General features: G+C 36.8%; 36 protein-coding genes and 1 tRNA gene. 30 read left to right on the top strand and 7 right to left on the bottom strand.

All coding sequences use genetic code 11. The features are described from left to right. Window positions 1–124 precede the first annotated feature (124 nt). The 7 genes from LE179_RS06190 (at window position 125) to LE179_RS06160 (ending at window position 3,521) form a co-directional block, all read left to right on the top strand. Window positions 125–301, top strand: coding sequence for a hypothetical protein (locus tag LE179_RS06190; protein WP_374129508.1), 177 nt, complete (start codon window positions 125–127; stop codon window positions 299–301). 438 nt (window positions 302–739) lie between these two features. Beyond that, a complete protein-coding gene (locus LE179_RS06185; RefSeq protein ID WP_374129507.1) occupies window positions 740–1,315 on the top strand; it encodes a hypothetical protein in 576 nt (191 codons plus the stop codon). A 12-nt stretch (window positions 1,316–1,327) separates the two neighbouring features. Continuing rightward, window positions 1,328–1,513 (top strand): hypothetical protein, encoded by a 186-nt coding sequence (locus LE179_RS06180; protein ID WP_374129506.1) that lies wholly within the window; start codon window positions 1,328–1,330, stop codon window positions 1,511–1,513. Between the two features lie 33 nt (window positions 1,514–1,546). Next, window positions 1,547–1,717: a hypothetical protein gene (locus tag LE179_RS06175; RefSeq protein ID WP_374129505.1), complete on the top strand. Its 171-nt coding sequence runs from the start codon at window positions 1,547–1,549 to the stop codon at window positions 1,715–1,717. A gap of 52 nt (window positions 1,718–1,769) precedes the next feature. Further along, window positions 1,770–2,282 carry a hypothetical protein gene (locus LE179_RS06170; protein ID WP_374129504.1) on the top strand — a complete coding sequence of 171 codons (513 nt, stop codon included), beginning with the start codon at window positions 1,770–1,772 and terminating at the stop codon, window positions 2,280–2,282. Between the two features lie 29 nt (window positions 2,283–2,311). Further along, window positions 2,312–2,926 carry a hypothetical protein gene (locus LE179_RS06165; protein ID WP_374129503.1) on the top strand — a complete coding sequence of 205 codons (615 nt, stop codon included), beginning with the start codon at window positions 2,312–2,314 and terminating at the stop codon, window positions 2,924–2,926. A gap of 4 nt (window positions 2,927–2,930) precedes the next feature. Then, a complete protein-coding gene (locus LE179_RS06160) occupies window positions 2,931–3,521 on the top strand; it encodes a hypothetical protein (RefSeq protein ID WP_374129502.1) in 591 nt (196 codons plus the stop codon). Window positions 3,522–3,681: 160 nt separating this feature from the next. On the opposite strand, the gene LE179_RS06155 is transcribed toward LE179_RS06160, so the two are convergent. From LE179_RS06155 to folD, 3 genes are all read right to left on the bottom strand, one after another. Continuing rightward, window positions 3,682–3,927 carry a hypothetical protein gene (locus LE179_RS06155; protein ID WP_374129501.1) on the bottom strand — a complete coding sequence of 82 codons (246 nt, stop codon included), beginning with the start codon at window positions 3,925–3,927 and terminating at the stop codon, window positions 3,682–3,684. Window positions 3,928–4,192: 265 nt separating this feature from the next. Then, entirely contained in the window at window positions 4,193–4,420 is a 228-nt protein-coding gene (locus LE179_RS06150; protein WP_374129500.1) for a hypothetical protein, read from the bottom strand. Between the two features lie 27 nt (window positions 4,421–4,447). Next, a complete protein-coding gene (gene folD, locus LE179_RS06145; protein WP_374129499.1) occupies window positions 4,448–5,332 on the bottom strand; it encodes a bifunctional methylenetetrahydrofolate dehydrogenase/methenyltetrahydrofolate cyclohydrolase FolD in 885 nt (294 codons plus the stop codon). A gap of 174 nt (window positions 5,333–5,506) precedes the next feature. On the opposite strand from folD, the gene LE179_RS06140 reads away from it, so the two are divergent. The 11 genes from LE179_RS06140 (at window position 5,507) to LE179_RS06090 (ending at window position 11,750) form a co-directional block, all read left to right on the top strand. After that, window positions 5,507–5,598: transfer RNA gene (locus LE179_RS06140), tRNA-Ser, on the top strand. 181 nt (window positions 5,599–5,779) lie between these two features. Beyond that, on the top strand, window positions 5,780–6,034 hold the full coding sequence (rpsP, locus tag LE179_RS06135; protein ID WP_374129498.1) for a 30S ribosomal protein S16: 255 nt from the start codon (window positions 5,780–5,782) through the stop codon (window positions 6,032–6,034). Window positions 6,035–6,073: 39 nt separating this feature from the next. Next, window positions 6,074–6,304, top strand: coding sequence for a KH domain-containing protein (locus LE179_RS06130; RefSeq protein WP_374129497.1), 231 nt, complete (start codon window positions 6,074–6,076; stop codon window positions 6,302–6,304). 4 nt (window positions 6,305–6,308) lie between these two features. Continuing rightward, window positions 6,309–6,620: a ribosome maturation factor RimM gene (locus tag LE179_RS06125; protein ID WP_374129496.1), complete on the top strand. Its 312-nt coding sequence runs from the start codon at window positions 6,309–6,311 to the stop codon at window positions 6,618–6,620. Then, window positions 6,610–7,323, top strand: coding sequence for a tRNA (guanosine(37)-N1)-methyltransferase TrmD (gene trmD, locus LE179_RS06120; RefSeq protein WP_374129495.1), 714 nt, complete (start codon window positions 6,610–6,612; stop codon window positions 7,321–7,323). Before LE179_RS06125 ends, trmD begins: the two co-directional genes overlap by 11 nt. Before the next feature lie 137 nt (window positions 7,324–7,460). After that, a complete protein-coding gene (gene rplS / locus LE179_RS06115) occupies window positions 7,461–7,853 on the top strand; it encodes a 50S ribosomal protein L19 (RefSeq protein WP_374129494.1) in 393 nt (130 codons plus the stop codon). A 369-nt stretch (window positions 7,854–8,222) separates the two neighbouring features. Beyond that, window positions 8,223–8,855, top strand: coding sequence for a ribonuclease HII (locus LE179_RS06110; RefSeq protein ID WP_374129493.1), 633 nt, complete (start codon window positions 8,223–8,225; stop codon window positions 8,853–8,855). Between the two features lie 28 nt (window positions 8,856–8,883). Further along, on the top strand, window positions 8,884–9,360 hold the full coding sequence (locus LE179_RS06105) for a YraN family protein (RefSeq protein ID WP_374129492.1): 477 nt from the start codon (window positions 8,884–8,886) through the stop codon (window positions 9,358–9,360). Between the two features lie 242 nt (window positions 9,361–9,602). Next, complete coding sequence (locus tag LE179_RS06100; RefSeq protein ID WP_374129491.1) at window positions 9,603–10,178, top strand: hypothetical protein; 576 nt, start codon at window positions 9,603–9,605, stop codon at window positions 10,176–10,178. Next, window positions 10,132–10,662 (top strand): ImmA/IrrE family metallo-endopeptidase, encoded by a 531-nt coding sequence (locus LE179_RS06095; RefSeq protein ID WP_374129490.1) that lies wholly within the window; start codon window positions 10,132–10,134, stop codon window positions 10,660–10,662. Before LE179_RS06100 ends, LE179_RS06095 begins: the two co-directional genes overlap by 47 nt. Beyond that, a complete protein-coding gene (locus LE179_RS06090) occupies window positions 10,662–11,750 on the top strand; it encodes a beta family protein (RefSeq protein WP_374129509.1) in 1,089 nt (362 codons plus the stop codon). The genes LE179_RS06095 and LE179_RS06090 overlap by 1 nt, the downstream gene beginning before the upstream one ends. On the opposite strand, the gene LE179_RS06085 is transcribed toward LE179_RS06090, so the two are convergent. From LE179_RS06085 to LE179_RS06070, 4 genes are all read right to left on the bottom strand, one after another. Further along, the gene (locus LE179_RS06085; protein ID WP_374129489.1) at window positions 11,743–12,351 is read right to left on the bottom strand and encodes a sce7726 family protein; all 609 of its coding nucleotides are present in this window, start codon (window positions 12,349–12,351) and stop codon (window positions 11,743–11,745) included. The genes LE179_RS06090 and LE179_RS06085 overlap by 8 nt on opposite strands. A 403-nt stretch (window positions 12,352–12,754) precedes the next feature. After that, a complete protein-coding gene (locus tag LE179_RS06080) occupies window positions 12,755–14,713 on the bottom strand; it encodes an ABC transporter permease (protein WP_374129488.1) in 1,959 nt (652 codons plus the stop codon). Between the two features lie 203 nt (window positions 14,714–14,916). Further along, window positions 14,917–15,816: an efflux RND transporter periplasmic adaptor subunit gene (locus tag LE179_RS06075; RefSeq protein ID WP_374129487.1), complete on the bottom strand. Its 900-nt coding sequence runs from the start codon at window positions 15,814–15,816 to the stop codon at window positions 14,917–14,919. Then, window positions 15,813–17,063 (bottom strand): TolC family protein, encoded by a 1,251-nt coding sequence (locus LE179_RS06070; protein ID WP_374129486.1) that lies wholly within the window; start codon window positions 17,061–17,063, stop codon window positions 15,813–15,815. The genes LE179_RS06075 and LE179_RS06070 overlap by 4 nt, the downstream gene beginning before the upstream one ends. A gap of 427 nt (window positions 17,064–17,490) precedes the next feature. On the opposite strand from LE179_RS06070, the gene rpmH reads away from it, so the two are divergent. The 12 genes from rpmH to LE179_RS06010 all read left to right on the top strand — a co-directional run bounded on the left by rpmH (window position 17,491) and on the right by LE179_RS06010 (window position 25,132). Then, entirely contained in the window at window positions 17,491–17,625 is a 135-nt protein-coding gene (gene rpmH / locus LE179_RS06065; RefSeq protein WP_374129485.1) for a 50S ribosomal protein L34, read from the top strand. A gap of 8 nt (window positions 17,626–17,633) precedes the next feature. Further along, window positions 17,634–18,053, top strand: coding sequence for a ribonuclease P protein component (rnpA, locus tag LE179_RS06060; RefSeq protein WP_374129484.1), 420 nt, complete (start codon window positions 17,634–17,636; stop codon window positions 18,051–18,053). 12 nt (window positions 18,054–18,065) lie between these two features. Then, window positions 18,066–18,290, top strand: a complete 225-nt coding sequence (gene yidD / locus LE179_RS06055) for a membrane protein insertion efficiency factor YidD (RefSeq protein ID WP_374129483.1) — start codon at window positions 18,066–18,068, stop codon at window positions 18,288–18,290. 18 nt (window positions 18,291–18,308) lie between these two features. Next, window positions 18,309–19,871: a membrane protein insertase YidC gene (gene yidC, locus LE179_RS06050; RefSeq protein WP_374129482.1), complete on the top strand. Its 1,563-nt coding sequence runs from the start codon at window positions 18,309–18,311 to the stop codon at window positions 19,869–19,871. Window positions 19,872–19,930: 59 nt separating this feature from the next. Beyond that, entirely contained in the window at window positions 19,931–20,164 is a 234-nt protein-coding gene (locus LE179_RS06045; RefSeq protein WP_374129481.1) for a Jag N-terminal domain-containing protein, read from the top strand. 91 nt (window positions 20,165–20,255) lie between these two features. Further along, window positions 20,256–20,624, top strand: a complete 369-nt coding sequence (locus LE179_RS06040) for a CoA-binding protein (protein ID WP_374129480.1) — start codon at window positions 20,256–20,258, stop codon at window positions 20,622–20,624. A gap of 614 nt (window positions 20,625–21,238) precedes the next feature. Beyond that, window positions 21,239–21,886: a hypothetical protein gene (locus tag LE179_RS06035; protein ID WP_374129479.1), complete on the top strand. Its 648-nt coding sequence runs from the start codon at window positions 21,239–21,241 to the stop codon at window positions 21,884–21,886. A gap of 334 nt (window positions 21,887–22,220) precedes the next feature. Next, window positions 22,221–22,547 (top strand): hypothetical protein, encoded by a 327-nt coding sequence (locus tag LE179_RS06030; protein ID WP_374129478.1) that lies wholly within the window; start codon window positions 22,221–22,223, stop codon window positions 22,545–22,547. A 166-nt stretch (window positions 22,548–22,713) separates the two neighbouring features. Next, window positions 22,714–23,595, top strand: coding sequence for a hypothetical protein (locus tag LE179_RS06025; RefSeq protein WP_374129477.1), 882 nt, complete (start codon window positions 22,714–22,716; stop codon window positions 23,593–23,595). Window positions 23,596–23,944: 349 nt separating this feature from the next. Further along, window positions 23,945–24,274, top strand: coding sequence for a hypothetical protein (locus tag LE179_RS06020; protein ID WP_374129476.1), 330 nt, complete (start codon window positions 23,945–23,947; stop codon window positions 24,272–24,274). A 65-nt stretch (window positions 24,275–24,339) separates the two neighbouring features. Beyond that, the gene (locus LE179_RS06015; protein ID WP_374129475.1) at window positions 24,340–24,918 is read left to right on the top strand and encodes a hypothetical protein; all 579 of its coding nucleotides are present in this window, start codon (window positions 24,340–24,342) and stop codon (window positions 24,916–24,918) included. Window positions 24,919–24,934: 16 nt separating this feature from the next. After that, window positions 24,935–25,132, top strand: a complete 198-nt coding sequence (locus LE179_RS06010; protein WP_374129474.1) for a hypothetical protein — start codon at window positions 24,935–24,937, stop codon at window positions 25,130–25,132. Window positions 25,133–25,656 lie beyond the last annotated feature (524 nt).

Below are 25,656 nucleotides of genomic sequence, written 5' to 3'. Positions count from 1 at the left end.
TCTGCTCGGTCTGTAAAATTGGCGGTTATATTTTTATTCCTTTCGCTGGTTATTATTTACTTGGAGATTTTTTTTATGAACTTATTGATGAAGTTTTTTATTGAGGAAGTTCTTTAATATAAAAATGAAAAAACTTATATGTATATGTTCGTCGTTCGGCTGTAATAGAACGGCTGACAACGTCAGCACTGCACCACAGTCCTTAAATGCTTCCGCTCCTGTACCTTCAAATATTCTCTTGTCACCATCGCCAAACGCACCACAATCGACCACGTTGCAAGATAATTGTCCGCCTTGCTAATTGTGTAACACCAGCACAAACCAAAGATGAAATTTATATTGATACTTTAGATGAAATTTGCGGTAAGGGAAATATTGTCTTGTATGGTTGTCATGCTTTGTTATCTTGTATGGTAAATTTACTTTTCTTTCCAACAAATTATTGTTCGCCTTGTACGATTATGTTTTTTAGTATATTAAGAATGGTTTCCGCTTTTAGTTTTCCTGTATATTTGGCTCTTACAAATCCCTCTTTCTTGTCTAAGTCAAAATTAAGTTTAACCGCTTTGGCTGCAGAGGTATGTTTATCGTTATACGGGTTTATAAAAAGTCCTTTATTTGTTTCTCAGACTATTTTTGATATTTATGTTATTCTTGAGTTTTTCCGATTATTTACGTATCCTCATGTTCTGCTCATTTTATCTTCTTTTTATCAAAACTTAAAAAGTGCAATATGGAAATGAAAAAAATAATATCTGTATGCTTATGTATATGCCTGATGTCTGGCTGTGATAAGCCGCTTAGGCATGGAAGACCTGCGAATGCTGTTGCTGAGGATAAAGGAAGCGAAGGCGTTCCAACGCATTCGCTGACGTCAAATGCTTCCGCTCTTGCACCTTCAAACACTCCCGCTCCAACACCTGAGCCGAGTAAGTCTGCTCCGCCTGCGTCTGGTACGGCTGATACAGGCAGCTCAGTTGTGAAATATGGTCTTTGGGCTTTTACTTTTATTGCTCTTATTGTTGGCTGTTATGATGTGTTTAGATATTTCAAGCCTAAAGAAATTATTGTTCATGCTCTTAATCCTGTAAAGTCTGTTAATCTTACTTTGGACGAATTTAATGAGGTGGGTTACAAATATTGTCATTCTTATTTTTGGGAAGATAGAATTTCTTATACTTGGTATCTTGCTAAAAGGAAAATCAAACGCAATTTTTGGTTTAGTCTGTTTGCTAGTGAGGAGCTTGATAGTAAAATACCTGTTTATGAATTGGTTGGGCTTTCTGTATATTTTTACAAGCCTGCACCTAACTAATAGGAGCCTAGAATGCCCGGAAGCGTTGAGAGCGTTACAGAAGACATTTTAAAGGAAACACGCAACATCTACATTTCCGCACAGTCGTTAATAAGGCGGTTATGCGACAAGTTTGACGAGCCTCCGAGAGACCTGATTGATATGTGTGAAGATGTAAAAAGTTCAATCTACAGAATTGAGGTTAATTTGAAAAAATGAATAATAGCTTTGTTCTTCGCTGTATGTTTAGTCTTGGGCTGTACTAAATATGATAAATACGGCTATAATATAAAAGGCTATGATATATATGGCTATAATAGAGATGGCTTTAATAAAGGCGGTTATACTAAGTCCGACGGTCATCTCATGTATGGCTATACTAAATTTGGCTATCCTAAAGATTACTATAAAAAGAAGTTATAAAAAATGAAAAAGCCAAGACAGGTAATACAAGGAAAATAATTACAAATCAATCATGAAAAAAATAATATCGCTGTTCTTAATAGCATCATTAATTTTCGGTTTTGGTAATACATCAGTTTATAGTGCTGATAAGAATATTATTGTTTATAACCAATATGGCTATGACAAAGAAGGTTATAATAAAGATGGCTATAATAATGAAGGCTATAACAAAGAAGGCTATAACATATATGGCTATGATAAAGATGGCTATAACTCAGATGGCTTTAGTCGTTTTGACTATGGAGCAGAAGGTTATAACAGAAAAGGTTTTGATAAAAATGGTTTTAGAAGAGATGGCTATAACGCACTCGGCTATGATAAAGATGGCTATGACAGAGGTGGCTTTAACGCAGTTGGCTTTAACAAAGATGGCTATGATAGAGATGGCTATGACTTCGCCGGCTGTAACAAAAAAGGTCGTACCAGAGCTGAGCAGGGAACAAGAAATTTGGCTATTTTTTCCATTGTGTACATTGTAGTTACTGTGGCTTTGTGTGTGATAGCAGCGAAATTGAATTTATAAATTCAAGAAAGAATAAGATTAGCGAAGAAATGAAAAAAATTATATGTGTATGTTTGTGTATATTCTTGTCGTCTGGCTGTGATAAGTCGCTTAGTCATGGAAGACCTGTGAATGCTGTTGTTGAGGATAAAGCACCGCATTCGCTGACGTCAGATACTTCAAAAGCTCCCGCTCTTGAACCTAAGTCTCCAAATGCTTCCTCTTGGATTTCTTGGTATGGATATGCCCCTATGATTAATATAAATAACTCAATTATAAAGTATGCTGTGAATATTGGTGTTTATGCTTTTGCTATTGCTTGCGTATGTTATGGCGGTTATAGGTCGCTTTATAGATTTGCAAGCTCTGAATTTATTTCCGTAGGTGACTTAGAGACTGTTAATCTTTCTGCACTTAAAGCTCTCTTAGAAGGTTATGACTGTTGTTATGAGATTAATTATATTGATTGTTATTTTGATTATTTTTCAGAAGATTGGATTGACGAAAGACCTGTTTTGAATGTAGGTGTTCCTAAGAATTCTGCTCAATCGCTTCTTTATAAATCTAATTCGTCAAAGCTGAAACTTCTTCTGAGACCTCTGAAAACTTTGTTGAGGAAGATATTTAAAATGCCTGTGCATTGTCCATTCGTTAGTCGGATTTAAGAAAATGAAAAAAATTATATGTATATGTATATGTATATTCTTGACTTCTGGCTGTGGTAAGCTGGCTAACCATGGAAGCCCTGTGAATGTTGTTGTTGAGAATAAAGGAAGCGAAGGCGTTTCACCGCATTCGCTGACGTCAAACACTCCCGCTCCAACGCCTGAGCCGAGTAAGTCTGTTCAGCCTTTGTCTGCTCCGTCTGATACAGGTAGCTCAGTTAGGAAATATGCTGTGAATATTGGTCTTTTTGCTGCTGCTCTTGTTGTTATTGCTTGCGCGGCGGTGTATAGATGTGTAAGTCCTGAAATTTTTGAAAATGTTTATATTGTTCCTGAGGTTAAGAGTATTTCACACATTGATGAGCGTACTTCCGAGCAAGCGACAGCGGAAGGTTATAGAAAGTGTCGTTATCATTCTGTTGTTGCTGGCACTTCTTATATTTGGCGTTTTTTTATTAGGAGGGTAAAGAAGACAATTCGGCATTGGTCTTATTTTGATTCGGAAACAGGCGAAATGATTGAAGGAGTGCCTCCTTCTTTAGCGCTTGTTTTTGATAATGGATTTATATGTCTTTTTTATAAGCCTAATCCTTGAGACCTATTAAAGGAAAAACGCAGTATCTACATTCCCGCGCAGCCGCTGATAAGGCGGTTATGAGATAAGTTTGACGAGCCTCCGAGAGAGTTAATTGATATGTGCGAAGATATAATAGGTTTAGTTTACAGGATTGAGGTCAGCTAAAGAATGAAAAAGATTATATGATATGTACATGTATATTTTTTGCCCGTGAGATAGGTGGTTTAGGCTCATGACCATCAGAATTATTAACAGAGGCGACAGGTAAATATTTATAAATTACTTTCTCTTTTGACTGATAATCAGCCGCCAAAAATAACATATACATATAATCTTTTTCATTTTTTGCCGTTTTACAAATTAGATTTGTAAATATCGTATAGTCTTCCAAATCATAAAGACGACCGCCTTGATTAATAAGCATCCATAACGCCGGGAATATGAACTTTATTGATCAAAGAAGGTATAGAAGGCTAACAACTTCTTTATCTTCAGCGTTAAGATGAGGCGGTTTGGATTTTGCGCCGACATCGCTGTGCGGTTAAGTAATTTAGATTTTACGCTGCCGTACAACTCATAACCGCCATAAGATGCAAAAGCGGTAATAACAAAACAATATAAGCAACAACATTAAATACATAATTTAAAACAGAATCGCCTGTACTAACCGTAGGAAAACACCAAACGGCTCAAGAGAAAGAAGGCTTACCATATAGCAGCGGGCGTGCTTTGATTGTTTTCTTTTGATTGCTTCCTTTTAACGGAGGAACAGCGGACGGCAAAGGTGTAGGCATGGTCGGAGGCGGAGTCGGAGGTGTAAGCGAAGGAGAAGGAGACAACTTGTCTTTGTTAACAGACTCCGCAGGATTTGCAATATCCGGCAGTTTACCGCAACCAGCGATTAACGTTACTGCCAAAAGCAGAGATAATAATTTTTTCAGACTTTATTTGTTAAATAGCTGTTTTTCTGTATTGTTAAACGCTTTCAGCGTATTTTCTAAAAGCATTGTTATAGTCATAGGTCCCACGCCGCCCGGAACGGGCGTTATTTCTATATCCATATTTTTAACCGCGTTAAAATCAATGTCGCCGCACAATCCTTCTGCCGTTCTGCTGATGCCTACATCAATAACCGCAGCTCCGGTTTTTATAAAATCTTTGTTTACAAACTTTGGTTTGCCGATAGCCGCGACAATAATATCTGCAGACTTGCATATTTCTTTCAGGTTTCTTGTTCTTGAATGAGCCATTATAACCGTTGCGTTGTTTGCTAGCAAAAGCATGGAAAGAGGTTTGCCCACAAGGTTTGACCTTCCTATGACGACAGCTGTTTTACCTTCAATAGCAATGTTTGATTTATGTAACAGATGTATAACTCCTAGCGGAGTGCAGGAAACCAAAATATTCTTTTCAATTATTTCATTCCAGTTTTTTGACAAATTGAGAAGACCCGCGTTAAAAGGATGAAGCCCGTCGATGTCCTTTAAAGGGCTTATTGCGTTAATGCATTCTTCAGCGTCTCTGTTTTGCGGAAGCGGCAACTGAAGTAAAATTCCGTTAACTTCAGGATTTCCATTTAATTTTTTTATTAAAGCGATAATTTCTTCCCGCGGTGAATTCTCATCGAGATTATGATGAAAAGATTTTATTCCGACGTCTTCGCATGCCTTGATTTTTGATTTGATGTAAACTTGGCTTGCAGGATCTTTGCCTACCAGAATCGTCGCAAGACCCGGAATTTCTCCAGTTTGTTGTTTAATTTTGCCGACTTTCTCTTTAATTTCGGCTCTTTTATCGTTTGAAATTCTTTTACCGTCAATTAGTTTCATTTTTCCCTCAATATAAACTAAAATATTTAGCGGATATATTTTTAAGCCGTTAAGTCAAAATTATACTAACTAATGCATTGGAAGACAATCTATTGAATTAGAAGTTACGAGAAAGTGGCATTATTTTGTATAATAAGCATTCAGCGCAATGCTCTAATTACTCGGGTTGAATGTGGAGGGGTCGCATAGTTGGTCTAGTGCGCCGGTTTGCTAAACCGGTGTACGGATGAAAGTCCGTACCAAGAGTTCGAATCTCTTCCCCTCCGTTCCAATCTTTTCTTCGGCGTACGCTTCATAGAAATGTAAACGTATGCCGTACATAATAGTAAAAGAGGTGAAAATCTCAAAAGCACGTTTGACAAAATAGAATACTTTTGTATATAATCATTTTTGCGAATTCGGTAATTTTAGTGAGTTATGACGTTAAACGTTATGGAGGTAGAGCAGATGGCAGTCCGGCTACGTTTGCAGAGAAGGGGCAAACCAAAAAGACCTTATTATAGAGTCGTAGCAGTTGATCAAAGAGCAAAAAGAGATGGAGAGCCTATTGAAATTCTTGGACAGTACGATCCCATCGCAAAAGATAACAAATTTAACGTTAGCATGGAAAGAATAAATTATTGGTTAGGCGCCGGAGCGAAAGCTTCAGAAACGGTAGCTGTATTGATAAAAAAGAATCAAATAGTTGAAAATAAACGATAATTTTTGATGTTTGAGGTTACATATTACTGGGAGGGACTTATGAGAGATCTAGTGCTTTTTATTGCGAAAGCTTTAGTTGACAATCCGGATCAGGTAGAAGTAAAAGAAATTGCCGGCGAAAAAGCAACCGTTTTAGAATTGAAAGTTGCTGACGGAGACAGAGGTAAAATTATTGGGAAAGAAGGCAGAATTATAAAAGCAATAAGAGTTATTGTAAATTCAGCTTCTGCAAAACTCGATAAGAGAGCAACCGTTGAAGTTGTAGAGTAGTAAAATGAATCCTAAAAAAAGCGATTTGAAATGGAAAGTTTCTGATGTTTTAGGTTTTGAGGTCTTTAACCAAAACGGAAATCGACTGGGGATTCTTTCTGATATTATATCAACAGGCAGTAACGATGTCTGGGTTGTAAAATATTATAATGAGGAAATCTTGATCCCTGCGCTAAAAAATATAGTAAAAGAAGTGAATATTGTAAGGAAAAAAGTTTTTGTCGTCTTGCCTAAAGAATACGAAGATATTTATGATCATGTAAAATCTGCAGACGATATTCTTGAATACAACGGCTATTTTGTATATGAAGATTGATATTCTTACAATATTCCCCGCAATGTTCAAGGGACCTCTTACAGAAAGTCTGATAGGAAAGGCAGTAGGAAAAGAGATTATCAAAATTAATATAACTGATGTAAGATCTTTTTCTAAAGATAGTCATAAAAAAGTTGACGACAAGCCTTTCGGCGGCGGCGGCGGCATGGTTATGAAGCCTGAGCCATTGTACGATGCTATAAAGAGCGCAGGTGTAAAAAAAAAGAATAACTCATATAAAAATCCTTATGCAAAGCCTTATGTCATCTATATGTCTCCGCAGGGAAAAACCCTTAATCACAGGATCATAAAAAATCTTGTAAAGTTTAAGTGCCTGGTTATTATATGCGGTCATTACGAAGGTATTGACGAACGCATTATAAATTATGTTGATGAAGAAATATCCATAGGCGATTATGTTCTCACCGGCGGCGAGATTCCCGCGATGGTTTTGGTTGACGGTATTGCAAGAATGCTTCCAGGCGTTGTCAAAGAAGAAAGCTCTGTAAAAAACGATTCGTTTTATAATGGATTATTGGACTATCCGCATTACACAAGACCTGCAGTGTTCAAAGGGCATAAGATTCCCGAAATTCTCTTATCGGGAGATCATAAAAAGATCGGCGAGTGGCGCGCAAAAGAGGCGTACAAAAGGACTAAAGAACGTCGTCCAGATTTATTAAAAAATAGAGTGAAAAATTGAAAGATGAATTTAAAGTGGCGATAAAAAAGTAAATGACAATGTTTGCGCCTGTGCGGACAAACTTAAGTTTTACATTTAGCAGGCTGTTTTTAACTCAAACTCGAAGCTCTATTTGTATATTTATAAGGAGCAGTAGAATGTCGCTATTAGAGCAAGTGCAGGCAGCGCAGAAAAAAGACATAGGAGTTAGTTTTAAGTCGGGCGATCAGGTAAAAGTATATTTTAAAGTGGTTGAAGGTGCAAACGAAAGGATACAGGTTTTTGAGGGGATAGTTATACGCGTTAAAGGCAGCGGGCTTTCAAAGACTTTTACGGTAAGAAAAATTTCTTTAGGCGTAGGAATTGAAAGGATTTTTCCTATTTATTCGCCTCGTATTGATAAAATTGAAGTTGTAAGACGCGGAAAAGTGCGCAGAGCAAAACTTTATTATCTGAGAAATCTTTCAGGTAAAGCGGCGAGAATCTCCGAAGATTCTTCAAGAAGAGATATTAAAAAAGAAACGGCGGCGAAACCTCCCGCAGCAAATTAAGAAATTATTTTTTTTCTCTATTCCTATTTGAAGAGGGATTTTCTATTTTTCTCTCTGCTTGCGGGGGTAGAGATTTTTTTCTGCCGTCTTCGTCTCTCAGGATTTCGAGCTTGCCGCATAGCGTTTTTATTCTGTAGTCAAAATTGCGTGATAAAGACAAAGGAAGAAGATAATCGTTCATATCTTTGCGCGGAAACGAAGTTCTCGCTGCAATCTGAGTTTGCCGCAGTTTAATAATACGCACGCTTCAAAGGAATTTTGCTTTTCTCATTCTCGCGGAGTGGGATATTTTTTTGTTTCTCCATTGATAATGGTGGATAATATAAATGCCGTTATTAAAAACTTTGATTTGTCGCACTGGTGAAAAACGTGCTTTTGGATATATTCTCTTTTGATAAAAATTTTTATGATAAGGGATTTGCCTTAGTTGCAGGTATTGATGAAGCCGGACGGGGTCCTTTAGCAGGTCCGGTAGCAGCTGCAGCCGTAATACTCCCCAAAGATTTAACAATCCCTGATTTAAATGATTCCAAACAATTATCGGAAAAAAAAAGAGAAACTCTTTTTGAAATAATAAAGGAAAAAGCGCTGGCTTATGCTATTGCGAGCGTTGACAATAAAATTATTGACAAAATAAATATTTTGCAGGCAACATTTCTTGCAATGTCGCGTGCCGTGCTGAAATTAAAAATAAAGCCTGAGTTATGTCTTATAGACGGAAACCGCAAAGTTCCCGAACTCCTTTTTAATCAGGAAACAATTATAGGCGGCGACGCAAAAAGCGCAAGCATTGCCGCAGCTTCAATACTTGCTAAAGTCTCCAGAGATAGAATGATGCTTGGATATGCAAAACAGTATCCTGTTTATAAGTTTGAAAAACATAAAGGGTACGGAACAAAAAAACATATAGAAGCTTTAAAAAAATACGGAGTCTGTCCTATTCACAGAGCGACTTTTACTCCTGTAAGCGATATTATTTCTCAAACTAAATTAAATATCTAAAGTTTTGCATATTTTGCTTTGAAGCGGAATGTGGCGGGAAAGTCAATATAATTTTGTCGGCGAACTTTCATCGCGCCGTTTGTGGTTTAATTCTGAAATTGCGGTTACAGCTTGCGCGCGCGGCGATTACGGGGATAAAATGAGAAATACCAGAGATATCGGTTTTGAAAAAGAAAAAGAGGTTGTCAAATACCTTAAGAAGCTCAAGTATAAAATTTTAACAACGAATTTCAAAACGAACTTTGGCGAAATAGACATAATAGCGAGACAAGGCGATACTATAGTTTTTGTAGAAGTGAAATACAGGAAATCTTCTTATAGCGGGACTCCTCAAGAGGCGGTAACCGTAAAAAAACGGCAAAAAATTATAAAATCAGCGGTAGTCTATATAAAACAGAATGGCATTAAAGATGACATTCGTTTTGACATTGCGTCTGTGGATGACAATAAAATTGAAATAATAAATTCTGCATTTGTCCTGCCTGAATATCTGTATTATTTATAAGAGTTTTTACCTTTTATCGTTATGCCGAACGAGCCGAAAAGCGTACAAATTATCAAGTTTATAAGTAAAATCTCCGAAAAACTAACCGCTGCCAGTCTTTTATATTGGCAAAAAAATAAAAAGAGACTGACAATTAAAGCTGTGAATTTCTTATTCTCATTTTTGCGAACATTTAAACGAATTTTAAAATTTAATGATTGTTTTTATATTTAGTTTTTGTTATATTTTAATCAAGGTTTGCTATGAATAAAGAAATTAAACACGCGTGTTTTAATAGAATTGTTAAATGTACTCTGGCTGTAATAATTATTTTAGCTGCTATATTTATTTGTATATGCTTTTTTGGTCACAAAGAACTTTTGAAGAGTTTTGTTGTTGAACTGTTATATTTAACTGATAATTTAATTCTGCCTAAACAAGTCTCGCAAGATGCGTTTTTATCGACGATTACAAATTTTTACACAACTATAATCACTGTCTTAATTATTATGGTAGGACTGATATCTAGTTTGGGGCTTCTTTATGTTAGAAATGTGTCAAAGCGGGATATAGAAAGAGAAATTAGAGAAAGTTTAAAAGGGGAGTTTTTCAAATCATATTTATCTGAAATGGTGAGAAAAACTGTTGATGAAAATCTTGATATTGCGGATATAACGGAGGCGTGCGGGAATTTATCCGAACAAGTTGATTCTTTGAAAAAGCGTATTGAATTTTTAGAAAAATTGGCAAGTGCAAAAGCGTCTGATACTTTATATAGAGGAAATACGTCAAATGGCAGTAATAAGAAGGATATTGAGACAAACGACGAGAAGCGATAATACTCTTAATACTTCCGATTCGCTGTTAGATTATGCTTCGCAAAATAATATTAAAACGGATCCTCTAGACTTAGAGGCGCTTGCGAGTTCTCTAAAAATTAAGATTAAAAAAATAGAGCGCCAGGATGATATTTCAGGCATGCTTTTTAAAAAAGATAATAATTATATAATTGAAATAAACTCTTTAAATCATCTAAGAAGACAACGTTTTACCCTTGCGCATGAATTAGCGCATTTCTGTTTACATAGACATTTAAATACTGCTTTTAAAGACGTCGTTTTTTTTAGGGGCGCAGATCAATCAATAGAGGAAATTCAAGCCAATGATTTTGCTTCAAAGCTCGTAATGCCTGAAAAAAAATTCAGAGAAGCGGTAGCTCAAGGAAAAAATTCTATAGAACAGTTATCCGATTTATTTCAAGTCTCTTCTTTAGCTGTCAGGGTAAGGGCTAAAAATTTAGGTTTTAGCGGACATGGATTGTGATGAAGTATATACCGATAATTAAAACTGGAAACGCAGAGATTAAAGGCGTCGGCTTTTTAGACGATTCAATAAAAGATACTATAACTCCTATTTTTGAGTTAACGCGTTCAAGAAAGACAAAATTATCTGAAGGACCTATATTTAAAAAACTTGATAAGATTGAAGAAATTTTTGGCGTAGCAAGACCTTTTATATTGGATCTTACCAGCGACGAACGGCTGTTAAATACAGAAATTCGCAGTTTGCAAAATTCAGTTGACGGATATAAAAACTGGTGCGACTTCTTATTCCGCCAAAAAAAAAGGTTCCCTAAGGTTATACCAATGCTGCAGATTGTAGAAGATGAAACTATTACTGTTGAGAAAAACAGAGACAATTTAAAAAAACAAATTGAATTCGTTGTTTTAAACTTTGATATTTTTTTCTATCAAAACAGAATAACTGACGATTGTTATGAAGATGACTTATCTATCGTATATAGCATACTGGGGGAAAGTGATATTAAGAAAAAACTGTACTGTTGCATAGATTCTGTTTTTATTAATCAAAATAAAGCTTTAGATGTCTCAAAAGAAGTGATTGAAAGGATTAGAGATATTAATCAAAAATTTAATATAGTTAACTTTTCTACAGCCGGAACGTCTTTTCCTAAAAGCGTTTCAGATTGCAGCGCTGACGACTCTGTTACTGTAAAGCTGGAAGAAGTAGCCGTATGGGATAAGGTTGTTAACTCTATAAAAGATCTCAATATTATATATGGAGATTATGGCTCGGTAAATCAAGAAAGAAATGATATCGTAACGAATAGATGGATTCCAAGAATTGATGTTTCAACAAATGATATTTTGTTCTATTATAGAAAAAGAAAAGAAGGCGATACGTATCTATCAACTTATGCCAATGTAGCTAAAAGAGTCGTAGATGATTTAAGATATAAATCGCTCGGCAGTTTTATACATTGCTGGGGGATTGAGCAAATAGAAAAAACATCTCGAGGAGAAAAAACTGGATTATCTCCGTCATTTTGGATATCAGTCAGATTAAATATTCATCTGACAGTACAAGCAGCTTTAAAAAACGCTATCTAATAACTTTAATCTCCCCTATAAGATTTAAGAGGTCTTCTTTTATTGTGAATTTTCCTTTATCTTTTAAAAATATTTTATATATCGGATTTATTTTTTTTGTTAAAGATTGATACGAAATGTTTTTCACGTCTTTAAGAGTGAGTTTATTTGCCGCTATAGCTCTCATTTCTTCCGTCGGTAAGTGTTTTTGGTTTTTATTTAGAAATTTTGAGATCGCGTTGGGTTTACAAAATTGAATAAGCGAAATCTTAGATAATTTTTTATTAATTTTTGCAGATCTGATAGTTTTAAATTTTTTATCAAATAAAATTATGCCGACTCTTTTTGGAGATAAGGCGCATATTTTTTTAAAAAGTTTATTTGTGCAAACAATATTAACCTCATCAAAAGTTATTAAATAATCTTTAAGTTGTTGTTGTAAGCATTTTAGATTGTCTAAGTCGCCTTTAATCTCAAAAGATATCGTTTGATTTTTTAAAAGTAACACTAAATCCGCTCTTCTCTTATTTTTAGAAAATAATAATTCATTGCTTAAAATAGCGCCTTCGTTGTTGTCAAGCAACCAGTCTATAAATTTTATTTTTATTTCATTTGCTGACAAAAGTTTATTATCACTCATAGGATAATTATATAATATTTTATATAAGGCATATTTAAATTTCTTTAAGCTTTAAGATACATATAAACGCAAATTTCATTTCTTATGATATTAATCATGGGGCTTTATGCATATAACCTTAAATGAAATATAGCGGGAATTAAAATGAAGTCCAAAAGAGAATCATACATTAAAGACTTTATTTAGTTAATGCTGCAAGTTTAATAGGATTTATCCTTAAGCAAATCTCAAATTTTAGAGTTTTTGTTTTATTTACAATAGCCGAATTATAAATAAAGTCGTAATTTGTTGTGTGAACACTCAATCGCTCTTAAATAATTCTTTAAGTTTTAATTAAAAATATTCCATAGAATGGATGCGTAAATTTTTTTATGTTTTGACTTTTTTAGTCGTGCCTTAAAGCTTCAATAGGGTTTAGAAGCGCTGCTTTTCTTGCAGGCCACACGCCGAAAACCAAGCCGACAAATCCCGAAAAACAGAGAGCAAGTCCTATAGAAAAAAACGTTATATAAATTGTCCATCCGGCAAGTTTGCTTATCACAGCAGATGCTCCAGCTCCAAATAGTATTCCCATAATGCCGCCGCAGCAGCATACGAAGACAGATTCAATAATAAACTGAAATAAAATATCGGTGTTATTTGCGCCTATAGCTTTTCTCAGTCCTATTTCTTTTGTTCTTTCAGAGACGGAAACAAACATGATGTTCATTATGCCTATTCCGCCGACAAGCAGAGTTATGAAAGCAATAGATCCTAAAAGAAGAGTGAATGTTTGCGACATCGAAGAAATTGTTTTTTGAATTTCCACCATGTTGATTACTTCCACAGCATCTTTTTTGTCCGCAGGTATTCTATGCGTAAATAAAAGTCTTTTTATTATAGCTTCAGAAACTTTTTTCGTATCCGAATCGTTTTTTGCCTGTGTTTGCACTCCTATATGGACTAAGAGTTTAGTGCCGAACATCCTGTGCATAGCGGTATTTAAGGGAATAACAACTTTGTCGTCTTCGTCGCGATACGAATTTGAACCTTTAGCGGGCAGAACCCCTATGACTTGAAAGTCTACTCTATTAATTTTTACATATTTGCCTATAGGGTTAAAATTTTCATCGCTGTAAATTTTTTCTACTACGGTTTTTCCCAATACCGCCACTTTTTTCCTCTCTCTGTTTTCAGCTTCCGTAAAAAATCTGCCGATAGCTGGATTAGAATTGGTTGAATCGGCATAATTTGCGGAAACTCCTTCAAGTCTTGTGCTGTGATTTTTATTATTTACAACGATTTTTTCAAGATTATATCTATATACGTAGCCGCTGACGGTTTGTATGCCCGGAACATTATTTTTAAGATCGTCTATATCGCCGACATTTAGTTTTATATATGCGCCATTTTGCGGCTTGCCGGGAACTACTATTAAAGTATTTGCTCCCAAACTTGAAATATTTTTTTCAATATCCTTTTTCGCTCCATTGCCGACGGCAAGCATTGCAATCAGGCTTGCAACTCCCATGGTAATGCCCAGAACCGATAATATGGAGCGCATTTTGTTTCCCACAAGAGACCTCAGAGCCTGTTTAGAATAATCTCTAAATCCTGTTAACGAAAAAGTTTTATACTTGAATGGTTTCTTTTGAAGGATTGGACTTATTGAACTGTCTTTTTCCTCAGTTTTTTTATCGGATGTTATAAGCCCGTCTTGCATATTTATAATTCTTGTCGCGCAGGCGGCGAGTTCCACTTCGTGGGTAACCATTATTATTGTTATGCCTGCATTGTTTAAATCTTTGAGTATTTTTATGATTTCTTTTGCGGATTTTGTATCTAAATTGCCTGTCGGTTCATCTGCAAAAATTATTAACGGTTTATTTATAAGGGATCTTGCAATGGCGGCTCTCTGCTGCTGCCCGCCGGAAATTTCATTTGGACAATGGTTTATACGTTCGGATAAACCTACCATATCGAGTAGTTTTGCGGGATCTCCCCTCTGTTCTTTATCTCTTGAATCCGCGTAAACTGCGGGCAAGGCGACGTTTTCTAAAATTGTGAGTCTTGGCAGAAGATTGAACTGCTGGAAAATAAATCCCAAATATTGGTTTCTCAAAGCGGCAAGTTCGTTATTGGAATACTTTGAAACTTCTATTCCAGCAAGTTTATAATAACCTTCTGAGGGCTTATCAAGCAGTCCCAATATATTTAAAAGCGTGGACTTCCCGCTTCCGGAATGTCCCATGATGACGACAAATTCGCCTTGTGCGATTTCCAGATTTATGCCGTGCAATACCGGAACGTCCAGCTTTTCCATGTGGTATGTTTTCGCGAGATTTTTGAGTTCTATTACTTTCATTTTAATTTTCCGTTTTTACGCTTTCTCTCCGCAGCGCAGTCGCCGTGAGTAAATTTTCTCTCTTTCACTTTCTTAAGGCAGCTGCAGCTGAAAATTTTGCGGCGCGCGGTTTCTGCCGGCAAAACACTCCGCTTGCGTTTCAGTTTCCTGATAAAAGCGTTGAAAGAGAGGCAGTTTTTAAAGAGACGAGGCAGTCGATGATTTTACTTTTTAGAAGATTTGAAAGTGACAACAGTTTCGCCTGCTTTTAATCCTGACAAAATCTCGGTGAATATGCTGTTGTTTATGCCGGTTTCTATTTCTCTTGTTTCAAATTTCGGTTTGTCTGTGGTTCCCGTTTTTACGGTTACTGTCTTCTTGTCTCCTTCTTCGTTGATAAAGATGTTATCGATTGACGGCGCGTTATTTTTGGATTCTATTGTTATCATTACCGTCACAGTCATTCCTGATTTAAACACTTCAGGTTTTTTTATAGGATTTATCCGTACTTCATATATCGTAACGTTATCTAAAAGTTTTGATTCGTAAGATATATGTTCTACAATGCCTTCAAACTTTTCGTTAGGGTATGCGTCTAAATACATTTTAGCTTTGCTGCCATTTTTAATATATCTCAAATCAGTCTCGTCTATAACTGCTTCAACTATCAAATCGTCAGCCATAACTAAAATCGCCTCATCGCGAAGCACGGTTTGACCCGGCTCTTTTTGTCTTGAAATAATAAAACCGTCCATGTAAGCAACAATGGGCGTCTGTTTATAGATTTCCTGGCATTTTATATATTCTTGTTCGCCTACAGCTCTTGCCATATCAACTATTGATACTCTTTCGCTGGAACTCATCCAAACAATAATTTGTCCTTTTTTTATTTTATCCCCTTCGTTTACGAGGATTTTTTCAACTCTCCCGCCAAATGAAGGCTTAATAGCAAGCCTATTTCTTGGCTTTACGCAGCCGTTTTCCCTGAGTTCTACAGCCAAATCTCTGAATTTAAGAGTAGTTTCTTCATCTATCGCTTGTTTTGACGATTTAAACTTAAATATAAAAAGTACTGCAGTCGCGGCAACTGCAGATAGTATTAAAATTAGAATGAATTTTTTCATATTATTTCTCCTTGAGACTCCTTTCCTGTGAAAGTGTCCCAATGCACTCTCTTCAAGGCTGCGCTTTTTTTGGCGTCGAGCAATTCTATTTGTGCAAGAATGTAATCTTTTTCTATTGAATGCCAATTATTATAATTTACAAGTCCGCTTACGTATTCTTTTGCCGAGATTTCCGCCTGAAGTTTTGTGGCGCTTAAATACTGCGTTTTTACAGCAACAAGTTCGTAAGCATCTAGCAGACTGTTATAATATTTTACTGCTTCCGCTTTTAAAAGATTGGCGGTATTCTTTAGATTTTCGGAAGCGATTTTCAGATTATTTGAAGCAATTTGTGTCTTTGAGTATCTTTCTCCGCCAGTAAAAATTTTAAAAGAAAGCGATATTTTCGCAGCCATGTTCTGTTTGCAGACTGTCTGTTTGTTGTCAAATAGAGGAATTTCGCCGCCAAGATGCAGCGAAGGCAGCCATTGTCCTTTAGCTTTTAAGCTTTGAATTTTACAGGAATCAAGATTATACTGCGCCATTAAAAATTCCGGCATCGCGGTTATTAGGTTGTTATAGTCAGGTTCTTGCGGTAACTTTTCAAGACAGTCAAGTCGTTCGTTTGTTTCCAAAACTGACGTAATATCATTCCTGCCTATAGCTTCTAGCAAGTTCGACGAGGCGGTTTTTATATATCTTTGCGCTGTTTTTAAATCATTTTCTACAATTGCGGTATCGGCTTCCTCTTTCTTTAACGAGGTGATATTGCAGTTGCCTGAATTATATTTAAGCTCTATCATATTTTTGCTTTCTATTTTCTTTTCCTTTATACATTCCAATAACTTGACTTTTTCATATGCCCACATAAGATCTATGTGCGCTGCGGCAGCTTTATAAAGCGCATCGGAAACAATCTTATTATAATGCGCTTGTGCGGATTTAAGTTTAAGAGCGTTAGTTTTTACATCGCTATATGTGCCAAATCCTGAAAAAAGATTAAGAGAAGCTTCTAATTTATGAAAATATGAAAAATCTTTTTCAAAGTTATTTGTCAAAGCACTGCTTTCAAAATTTATTTCCGGCAAAAATGCGCCGATAGAAGTAATATATTCTTGCTTCGCGTTTTTTAAACTAAGCTTTGCAGCCGCGATAGACGGGTTATTTTTTAAAGTCTGTATTTTAACCGTCTCTCTGGTAATTTCTTCAGCAAAAACATAAGAATTTATAATAAATATTGACGACAAAACAATCCAAAAATTTTTCATAATTAAATATCTGCGTTTTTCAAGATTATTACAACTGTGGACATTTCACTATATCTCTTTTTTCTAATTAAAGTCAATCAAGCCCAAAAGCGTCTCAAAAGTCCAAGTTCCGATGGTTTTGGCAAGATATCCTGCAGGGTTTTTAAGAATTGTGCGTTCGGTCGGCGGCAATATATCAATATATGCACTATATACATAACAACGGCATAACTTATATATGCATATGACGGTTTATATGAAAAAATTGTTTTGTGTAAAATGTTTGGCTAAGTAATTTGCCAAAGATACTGCGTCCTTTTTGCCGAGCGTTGTCCCGAACAACTATCGCGCGGACTTAATTTGACACTATCTTGAAATTTTAGATACAATATAACAGTATAAATTGCGAATGGAGTCGCTGTAAAGAGGAAAAGAGGGATTTATAAAAATGAAAAGAACGTTTCAGCCGAATAAAAAAAGAAGAAAAAAGAAGTTAGGTTTTATGGCGAGAATGGGAACGCCCGGTGGAAGGAAAATTTTGAGCGCGCGCAGAAGAAAAGGACGTAAAACAATCAGCGCATAAAACAATTTATGCAAACAGACGACAGGAAAAACTCATCAGGAAATTTATTCCCCGAAAATAGTGCTGGAAAAAAATTTTCTTTTACATATTTTGAGCGGCTGCATATCCAAAAGGATTTTAACAAAGTATTTAAAAACGGGCTTAGACTTGAAAATAAAAATATAAAGGTCTTAGTTTACAAGAGAAATGACGGACATATTATAAGAAGACTTGGGCTGATTACGCCTAAAAAAACAGGGACGGCCGTCGTAAGGAACAGAACAAAAAGAAGACTAAGGGAAATGTTTAGAACTAATAAACATTTTTTTGAGCCCGGTTTAGATTTGATTTTTATTTCCAAACCTGAAACCGCATTGCTGAATTATAGTAGTCTAAAAAAAGTTATTTTGGATTTGCTCAAAAGTGCAGAGTTATATAATCCGGAGTAATTGCATATATATATGAAGAAAATCGCGCTTTTTTTAATTAAATGTTATAAATTTGTCTCGCAGGTTCTTCCATCTGTATGTCGTTTCCAGCCAAGTTGTTCTACTTATGCTTATCAGGCAATAGAAACGCACGGTTTTTTTAAAGGCTTTTTTTTAGCTTTTAAAAGAATTATTCGCTGCCATCCTTTTTGCGGCGGCGGTTTTGATCCTGTGCCTATGCCTAAAAAGAAAGATTAACGTTAAAAGGAAGTTGTAATGCAAAAGAATTCTATTTTATTTGTAATATTATCGGCTTTTACAGTTTTTATATGGTATTTTTTCTTTACTCCGCAGCAAAAACAGTTGTCCCAACTGCCGCCGCAAGCTCAAAGTATGACTGATGCGCTGGATGCTCAATATCCTAAACTTAACGACGCGGATTTAAGCGGATCATCTGAAATAAGTAGCGCATACGCTGAAGAAAAACATGTAAACATTGAAACCGAACAATACAAAGCCGTTTTAACAAATAAGGGAGCGGGGATATTGAGCTGGTCTGTTAAAGAAAGAAGTGGACAATGGGTGGATTTGGTGTTTCCAGAATCTGCGCCTGTTATGGCGAATTTTCCCGGTTTAATTTATAAAATTGTTTCAAAATCCAATGAAAAAGTAGTTTTTGAATATGTTTCCAAAGACGGTTGGAAAATTACAAAAACATATAACTTATCAAATCTTTATATGCATAATTTAAACATTTCTATTGAAAGAAAAGGTAAAACGCCATTTCCGCAGATAGACTTCAGATGGGGACCGGGACTCGGTACTGATGTCAAAGAATTGAAAGAAAACATATCGTTGACAAGAGCTTTGGCTTGCGCTGCGTTAAAACCTGGGAAGCTCAAAAAACTTAAAAATACTGTGGAATCTGCTTCTCTTTACAAGTGGCTGGCTGTAGATAATAGATATTTCCTTGCCGCATTTATACCCGAAAAACCCGCGGATTTTGATAAAATTATACCGTCAAAGGCGGACAAACACCATCCTTATTCTATTGTTCTCACGGCGGTAGCTCCTAAAAATATCGCTAAAAAGGATTATTCAGTCAACTTTTATTTAGGTCCTAAGAACTATACGCATCTAAAAACTTACGATTTAGGTTTTGAAAAAACCGTAGATTTCGGATTCTTTGGATTTTTAGGTAAAATTGCTTTTTCGATTCTGTCGTTTTTCTATAAACTTACGCACAATTACGGCTGGGCGATTATAATGCTTACGGTTGTTATACAGATTTTAGTTTTGCCGTTAACTTTAAAAAGTTTTAAATCTGCGGCGGCAATGAAGAGAGTGCAGCCTATAATAAAGGATATTCAGATAAAATATAAAGATAGTCCGCAAAGACTTCAGGCGGAAATGTTGAATGTTTACAAATCGCAGAAAGTTAATCCTTTGGGCGGCTGTCTGCCTATGCTTTTGCAGCTTCCTATTTTCTGGGCGTTTTTCACAATGTTGAGAAACGCTTATGAGTTGAGAAACGAAGGCTGGATTTTGTGGGTAAAAGATTTGTCCGCTGCAGATCAGTTTATGCAGTTGGGGTCTTTCAATTTGAATATTCTTCCTTTGATAATGGGTATAGGAATGTTTTTTCAACAGAGGATGACCGCCGTAACATCGGATCCTACGCAGAAAAAAATGATGTACATAATGCCTGTAGTGTTTACGTTTATGTTTTGGTCTTTTCCGTCGGGACTTGTTATCTATTGGCTTACTAACAGCATAATTTCAATGATGGAGCAGTATTTCATAATAAAAAAGAATGCAGTTCGCGTAAAACGCGTTTAGCGCTGCAAATCGCGCGGAGCTGGCGGTAAAAAAGAATGCTGCGCAGAGGTGTAAAATAAATGTCGGAAATAGAATTTAGAGGTAAAGATGTAGCGGAAGCGATAACTAAAGGTTTAACACAGCTTGGCTGCAATAAAGAAGATGTGGAAATAAAAATCGTCAGCGAAGGCACAACCGGGCTTTTTGGACTTATGGGCGCAAAACCTGCTGTTGTCTTGATGTCGTTTGACGATTCTAAATGCAACGATAAGACGTTCTTTGAGTCCGACTCTAAGAAAATTCGTAAAAAGTAAGTTAAAAAAGCCGTAAAATCGAGCCTGCTAATGAAGGATAAAAAAATAACTATAAAAAAACTTAGTAATAGGAAAAAGAGAATAGAGTAATATGGATAAAAGTAAATTAATTGCCGTTGTCGGCGTTTCTGAAAATCCGGGTAAGATCGGCTGCCGGATTTTTACTGATTTGCTGAAAGCAGGTTTTAAGACTTTGGCTGTCGGTATACGCGGCGGTGCGGCTGCGGGAGAAACGGTGTATAAGTCGTTGAAAGATTTACCGGTAAAACCCGATATAGTTTTGACGGTAGTTCCGCCTGCCGGTACTGATAAGACGATTGATGACGCGATAATTCTTGGCATAAAAGAAGTTTGGATGCAGCCGGGATCTCAATCTGAAGCTGCGGCGCAAAAAGCGAAAGCTGCAGGAATAAAAGTGACGGAGCAAGGTTGTTTTATGGTTGTACACGGAATATGGTAATTTAAACTTTCAGGTTTATCTTTTGCGGTTATTAAAGAGTCGGCGCGGAAAAAGGTTGACAGGTATATGAGATTGCCGTTTACCAAAGATAAAAAATATAAGAATCAATGCGCCGTACTCGGAATTTTTAACAATAAAGAGAAATATTGTATTATCTTAGCAAGTTCTCTGTAGAAAGATAGTTTAGCGGCGGCTTGCATACGGACAACTTTTAATGTTTAGCAATCAATAGTTCGTCGAATAATACTTGCTTATAGTCAGCCGTTCGGTTAATGACATACGCGAAAGCGGTATTATTAGTTGTCTGTGTAAAGAAAAAATATGCATAGTCTGAAAATTGCATTAGAGGCGCCGCAAATTTCATACGCTTTTTATGCTTCTTTGCGCTCTCTTGTGTTTTTACACACACAAATCAAAAACTCGACTTGATTGCGGCTTTTTGGTTAAAGCATAGGCACAGAGCAAAGACGTTTTCAGTTTTTGGAAAAAAAGGCGACCTTCGGCAAGAAGATAATTGATTATTTTAGTCATATAGTAGCAAGAAGCTAAAAAAAGGAAATCCGTTATTACTCCTGCCGTCCCGATAGGATAGGATAGGATAGGATAGGATAGGTATGAAGAGAGTAATATCAGCTGTTTTAACGCTGTTGCTTATATCGGGTTGTGTTGTCCCGCCTCGTCAACTAGTCACGTCGGACGCTGTTGCAGATGTTACCGAACCGTCGCAGTTCTCACCCGTACCTGCGGAAAGCGTAGAAACTCTTCAAGCACCAAACACGCACGATAATCAACGCTGGTATGTCAAGTACTCAAAACACATTGCCGTCGCTTGGTCTGTGCTTTCCTTTGTAGCTATAGCTTGGCTGTGTTACGCAGGTTGGACTGAGCATTCTAAGGCTTTAAGGCTCGCAGAAGAATTAGATACGCTTAAAAAGGCTGAAAAGAAAACAGTGTACGGCGAAGAAGATAAACAAGCCCTGTGCCAATACATAGACTTGGTTACAGACGAGTTAATGCAGGCTAAAGAACAGGGAGCCGCTTTAGCCCATGAAATAGAGCTGATTAAGGAAGCTGAAACAGAACAGGGAAGACTTGAGCAGGCTGAAAGGGTCATTGAAGCCGAGAGATTTACTAAATCTACTCTAGAGGCTAACGAGAACCTAAAAAACTCGCTCGCCCAGCAACAGCAGATAAACTGCTCCCTGCAAAAACTGGTGAACGAATTAAGAGACACCCTGATGGCTATAGATAATGACATCTAGACAAGAAAAGCCCCTTTGAACAAGCATTAGCCTGCTCTCTGGGGCATGTCGGCTGAATAGTTGCAAAATTTTAGTAAAAGCTTGTATAATAATGACAGATACTCTTGTTCTCGCAATATGACAAGATTACGCTAATAACCTTTTATTATTATTTCAAAATAGACGCAGCTGGTGATTCCGTTGTGTTTATTTTTTGGTTGCAAACATGCAAAGCAGAGCAAACCGATTTCAGTTTTTTGGAAAAAGGTGACATTCGGAAAAAAGATAATTAATTATTTTGGTCTCAGCCGAGCGGGATAACAGAAAAGGCAATATTTGCAAGCGGGTCAAGCCAATGAGAAGAATTAGAAGCGGTAAAAATCCGAGTAAATTGGTGCAGGTCTGGGGAACGGCTCAGATTTTTAATTGGCTAAAAGGCATCGCAAAAAAGCAGGAAGATACAACGCCCAGCGGGGTTTTGCAGCAGTTTTTTAAAAGATTTTTAGAGCGTGATGCCAATGAGAAAAATGATAAGAAACATCGCATTGGGTGCCGAGTTGATTATGTGACTTGGTCAAGGTTACAGGTGCGAGCAAAGCAGAAGAATATGTCGCTGAGTTCGCTGTGCATGAATATACTTGAAGAGCAAATGATTGAGTACAAAAAGAACGAAATAAAATGATAATAAAAAACAGGGCAGCTCTATGGGATAAAATTGTCCTGTACGCTTTGCGGCTATGCTCTTTATTTTTGTAAGTAGAAGAATGTTCTTGTTACTAAATTATACAAAAAAATGAAAAGAATGATATCGCTGTTATTATGACAGAGCTTAATTTAAGGATATATAAATGGAAAAGTGTATATGTATATGTATATGTATATGTATATTAATGACTATGCAGGCATGCGGCGGAAAAAATAATAAAGTTGTTAATGCCATAAATGATAACGAAAAAGAAACTAATTATTACGGCGAGGTTGCTGAGAATAATATTATTGTTGAAGGTGCTAAGGAAGAAGTGGCGGAAGAAAAAAAAACAATAATCGGCGGATTAGTTGACAAAGGACTAAACGCATATTCGTGGGCAGTTAACAAGGTGTCGGGATATGTGCCAGAGCAGGTAAAAACAGTGTGGAACAAAATGCCCGCCGGTGTTAAAATTGCTGTGTTTCTTATTTTAGCCAATTTCCTGAGAATGGGCATAAACAAACTTATGAGCTGCAGAGCAAAAGCAGCTTCCGCTCCGACGCAGACAGAAAAAAAACCTAAACTTGAAAATATAGCAGTGGACACCAGAAAGGAAGACGGGCAAGAAGGCTTTTTGAAGGATGACGTAGTTGAATACCTTGACCAAATTACAGAGCCAACAATGGTAGAGGAACAATTGATACAAAAACCTGTCGGCATGAAAGCGAAAGACGGACTGCCTATGAATGCACCTGATCACCAATTCAACAGGATGACTGTTTTTGACATGACCGACACAAAAGAAAAAGCTATTGCAGAGCAGGCGCAGCAAAACTATGAGCGGACGCTTAAAAACAAAGAAATAAAGCTTAAGACAGATTATGTCTTGCGCAACGACAGGCGTGTGCATATATATAGACAGCTCAGAACAAATAGTAGAGGCGAACTATATAACGGCAAAATTCCAGATTCTATTTACACGCACAAGCCCGGACAGCAACAAACGCTGAGGGACGGCATTTTTAGAGGAAACATAGAATAAATAAAAACAGGCAGATAGGAACGATATCTGCCTGTCATTTCTTTCGTCAGGAGACGAAAAGATAAGACCACCCGACGTGCCAACCGAGAATAAATGAACAAGACCAGATAGAGTCTCTTCAAAAACAAGTAGGCGAAAAAGCAGCTATTATCACTCAGCAAACTGCAGAAATAAACACCCTGAAAGCACAGCTGTCAGAGAAGAAAAAACGACAATAGAAGAGGGAAAAATGAAGAAGATACTAGTAGTATCGTTGATATGCATGCTTGTTGCAGTGTGAGAGAGAATAAAGAGTCTGACAGCCACCTCTAGGCAAGAAGTACCCGCAGTAGGGCAGGACGCTGATAAAATGAAAAAGATTATATGTATATGTATATGTATATGTATATGCTCGTCGTTCGGCTGTAATAGAACGGCTGACAACGTCAGCCCTGCACCACAGTCCTTAAATGCTTCCGCTTCTGTACCTTCAAGTATTCTCTTGTCACCATCACCAAACGCACCACAATCGACCACGTTGCAAGATAACTGCCCGCCTTGCGTGTGTACTTGCGACGATTATTCACCTTTCCCGATGATATGCTTCATTATTGCAGTAACATTATCAGCTACTGCAATTATTTTATACAGCATCTTGCCAGCATTTCGGGAGTTTATGTTTCAACCCGTTTATTCTTAAGGAGTTAATTATGTCCCCCCAAATAGACACAAAAGACGAAAATATATAAAAGGTGCAATATGGAAATGAAAAAAATTATATGTATATGTATATGTATATGCCTGATGTCTGGCTGTGATAAGTCGCTTAGGCATGGAAGACCTGCGAATGCTGTTGTTGAGGATAAAGGAAGCGAAGGCGTTCCAACGCATTCGCTGACGTCAAATACTTCCGCTTCTAAACCTTCAAACACTCCCGCTCCAACACCTGAGCCGAGTAAGTCTGCTCTGCCTTCGGATACGGCTGATACAGGTAGCTCAGTTGTAAAGATTGTTCTTTGTTTTACTGCTGTTTTTGCTCTTATTGTTGTTACTGCTTTGGGGATATGTAGATATTCATTCCCTAAAGAAGAAGATATTGATATTGCTCCTTATTGTACTAAATTAGAATATGTTGACCGTGCTGAGGAAGACCTTCTTGCTAACGGTTATAAATCTTGTTATTGGGGTAGTGATGAAAGTATTTCTTTGGTTTGGTGTTGTTTCAAGAAGATAACTCGCCGCTGGGGTTATTTTGATTTATTTACGAAAAAGCTGATTAAAGAAATACCTATTAGGAATAAGCTCTTTGGTATTTCTGAATGTTATTATAAGCCTGAGACCTAACCAATAGGAGCTTAGAATGCCCGAAAGCGTTGAGAGCGTTACTGAAGACATTTTAAAGGAAACACGCAACATCTACATTTCCGCACAGTCGTTAATAAGGCGGTTATGCGATAAGTTTGACGAGCCTCCCAGAGACCTGATTGATATGTGCGAAGACATAATAAGTTCCATCGGTATGATTGAGGTTGCTGTAAAAAGAAGTTTAAGAAAATAGCGGAGTGATGGGAAATCGCTCCGCTACTTTATTTAAAGGAATTAACCTCCTCAAACGTGTGTCGTTCACGATTTGAGACCTACATTATATAAAAATTTGAAGAGAGTGCAATGAGAAAATTGTTGCACGAAACAAACAACAAGCCACCTGATGACTTGGCTCCGCTGATAAAAAATGTAATGATATAAGTCAGTGCGTAGAACAGATTCGAGCGTACGCAGAGAGATGTTTTGTTGTAGGTACAAAAGAAGAGCGGAGCAAGATAATGGAGTCTCGCTCCGCTATGCATTAAAGCATTTGGAATTAACAGAATGGGAACTCGGACTATAATATCACAAGCCCCTACCCTATTCATTATTATAGCAAAAAAGGAAAAGATTAAGCATGAATCCAGAAGATGAAGAAAAACATATTACAGACTCGGCGAGGAATATTTTGGAAACTATACATGCAAGGTTTTGGGAAAAGAAACTTGTCCCACCGCAAACGGCTGTAGTTGGGTTGAGAGACGCAATAAACGCAAT

Source organism: Candidatus Endomicrobiellum agilis (genome assembly GCF_020328115.1).
GTDB classification, from domain to species: Bacteria; Elusimicrobiota; Endomicrobiia; order Endomicrobiales; family Endomicrobiaceae; genus Endomicrobiellum; species Endomicrobiellum agilis.
The sequence above is the reverse complement of the archived record's forward strand: the minus strand, read 5'-3'. Positions and strand labels throughout refer to the sequence as shown.

Excerpts from the sequence above, each read along its gene's own strand:
- LE179_RS06180 (WP_374129506.1), top strand. The coding sequence starts at position 1,328 with ATGCCCGGAAGCGTTGAGAGCGTTACAGAAGACATTTTAAAGGAAACA.
- LE179_RS06045 (WP_374129481.1), top strand. The coding sequence starts at position 19,931 with ATGTCGGAAATAGAATTTAGAGGTAAAGATGTAGCGGAAGCGATAACT.
- folD (WP_374129499.1), bottom strand. The coding sequence starts at position 5,332 with ATGAAACTAATTGACGGTAAAAGAATTTCAAACGATAAAAGAGCCGAA.
- rpsP (WP_374129498.1), top strand. The coding sequence starts at position 5,780 with ATGGCAGTCCGGCTACGTTTGCAGAGAAGGGGCAAACCAAAAAGACCT.
- LE179_RS06160 (WP_374129502.1), top strand. The coding sequence starts at position 2,931 with ATGAAAAAAATTATATGTATATGTATATGTATATTCTTGACTTCTGGC.
- rnpA (WP_374129484.1), top strand. The coding sequence starts at position 17,634 with ATGCAAACAGACGACAGGAAAAACTCATCAGGAAATTTATTCCCCGAA.
- LE179_RS06100 (WP_374129491.1), top strand. The coding sequence starts at position 9,603 with ATGAATAAAGAAATTAAACACGCGTGTTTTAATAGAATTGTTAAATGT.
- rpmH (WP_374129485.1), top strand. The coding sequence starts at position 17,491 with ATGAAAAGAACGTTTCAGCCGAATAAAAAAAGAAGAAAAAAGAAGTTA.
- yidC (WP_374129482.1), top strand. The coding sequence starts at position 18,309 with ATGCAAAAGAATTCTATTTTATTTGTAATATTATCGGCTTTTACAGTT.
- LE179_RS06015 (WP_374129475.1), top strand. The coding sequence starts at position 24,340 with ATGAAAAAAATTATATGTATATGTATATGTATATGCCTGATGTCTGGC.
- LE179_RS06035 (WP_374129479.1), top strand. The coding sequence starts at position 21,239 with ATGAAGAGAGTAATATCAGCTGTTTTAACGCTGTTGCTTATATCGGGT.
- LE179_RS06185 (WP_374129507.1), top strand. The coding sequence starts at position 740 with ATGAAAAAAATAATATCTGTATGCTTATGTATATGCCTGATGTCTGGC.
- LE179_RS06155 (WP_374129501.1), bottom strand. The coding sequence starts at position 3,927 with ATGCTTATTAATCAAGGCGGTCGTCTTTATGATTTGGAAGACTATACG.
- LE179_RS06070 (WP_374129486.1), bottom strand. The coding sequence starts at position 17,063 with ATGAAAAATTTTTGGATTGTTTTGTCGTCAATATTTATTATAAATTCT.
- LE179_RS06095 (WP_374129490.1), top strand. The coding sequence starts at position 10,132 with ATGGCAGTAATAAGAAGGATATTGAGACAAACGACGAGAAGCGATAAT.
- LE179_RS06080 (WP_374129488.1), bottom strand. The coding sequence starts at position 14,713 with ATGAAAGTAATAGAACTCAAAAATCTCGCGAAAACATACCACATGGAA.
- LE179_RS06165 (WP_374129503.1), top strand. The coding sequence starts at position 2,312 with ATGAAAAAAATTATATGTGTATGTTTGTGTATATTCTTGTCGTCTGGC.
- rplS (WP_374129494.1), top strand. The coding sequence starts at position 7,461 with ATGTCGCTATTAGAGCAAGTGCAGGCAGCGCAGAAAAAAGACATAGGA.
- LE179_RS06190 (WP_374129508.1), top strand. The coding sequence starts at position 125 with ATGAAAAAACTTATATGTATATGTTCGTCGTTCGGCTGTAATAGAACG.
- LE179_RS06105 (WP_374129492.1), top strand. The coding sequence starts at position 8,884 with ATGTGGCGGGAAAGTCAATATAATTTTGTCGGCGAACTTTCATCGCGC.
- LE179_RS06020 (WP_374129476.1), top strand. The coding sequence starts at position 23,945 with ATGAAAAAGATTATATGTATATGTATATGTATATGTATATGCTCGTCG.
- trmD (WP_374129495.1), top strand. The coding sequence starts at position 6,610 with ATGAAGATTGATATTCTTACAATATTCCCCGCAATGTTCAAGGGACCT.
- LE179_RS06090 (WP_374129509.1), top strand. The coding sequence starts at position 10,662 with ATGAAGTATATACCGATAATTAAAACTGGAAACGCAGAGATTAAAGGC.
- yidD (WP_374129483.1), top strand. The coding sequence starts at position 18,066 with ATGAAGAAAATCGCGCTTTTTTTAATTAAATGTTATAAATTTGTCTCG.
- LE179_RS06125 (WP_374129496.1), top strand. The coding sequence starts at position 6,309 with ATGAATCCTAAAAAAAGCGATTTGAAATGGAAAGTTTCTGATGTTTTA.
- LE179_RS06030 (WP_374129478.1), top strand. The coding sequence starts at position 22,221 with ATGAGAAGAATTAGAAGCGGTAAAAATCCGAGTAAATTGGTGCAGGTC.
- LE179_RS06010 (WP_374129474.1), top strand. The coding sequence starts at position 24,935 with ATGCCCGAAAGCGTTGAGAGCGTTACTGAAGACATTTTAAAGGAAACA.
- LE179_RS06075 (WP_374129487.1), bottom strand. The coding sequence starts at position 15,816 with ATGAAAAAATTCATTCTAATTTTAATACTATCTGCAGTTGCCGCGACT.
- LE179_RS06025 (WP_374129477.1), top strand. The coding sequence starts at position 22,714 with ATGGAAAAGTGTATATGTATATGTATATGTATATGTATATTAATGACT.
- LE179_RS06040 (WP_374129480.1), top strand. The coding sequence starts at position 20,256 with ATGGATAAAAGTAAATTAATTGCCGTTGTCGGCGTTTCTGAAAATCCG.
- LE179_RS06170 (WP_374129504.1), top strand. The coding sequence starts at position 1,770 with ATGAAAAAAATAATATCGCTGTTCTTAATAGCATCATTAATTTTCGGT.
- LE179_RS06130 (WP_374129497.1), top strand. The coding sequence starts at position 6,074 with ATGAGAGATCTAGTGCTTTTTATTGCGAAAGCTTTAGTTGACAATCCG.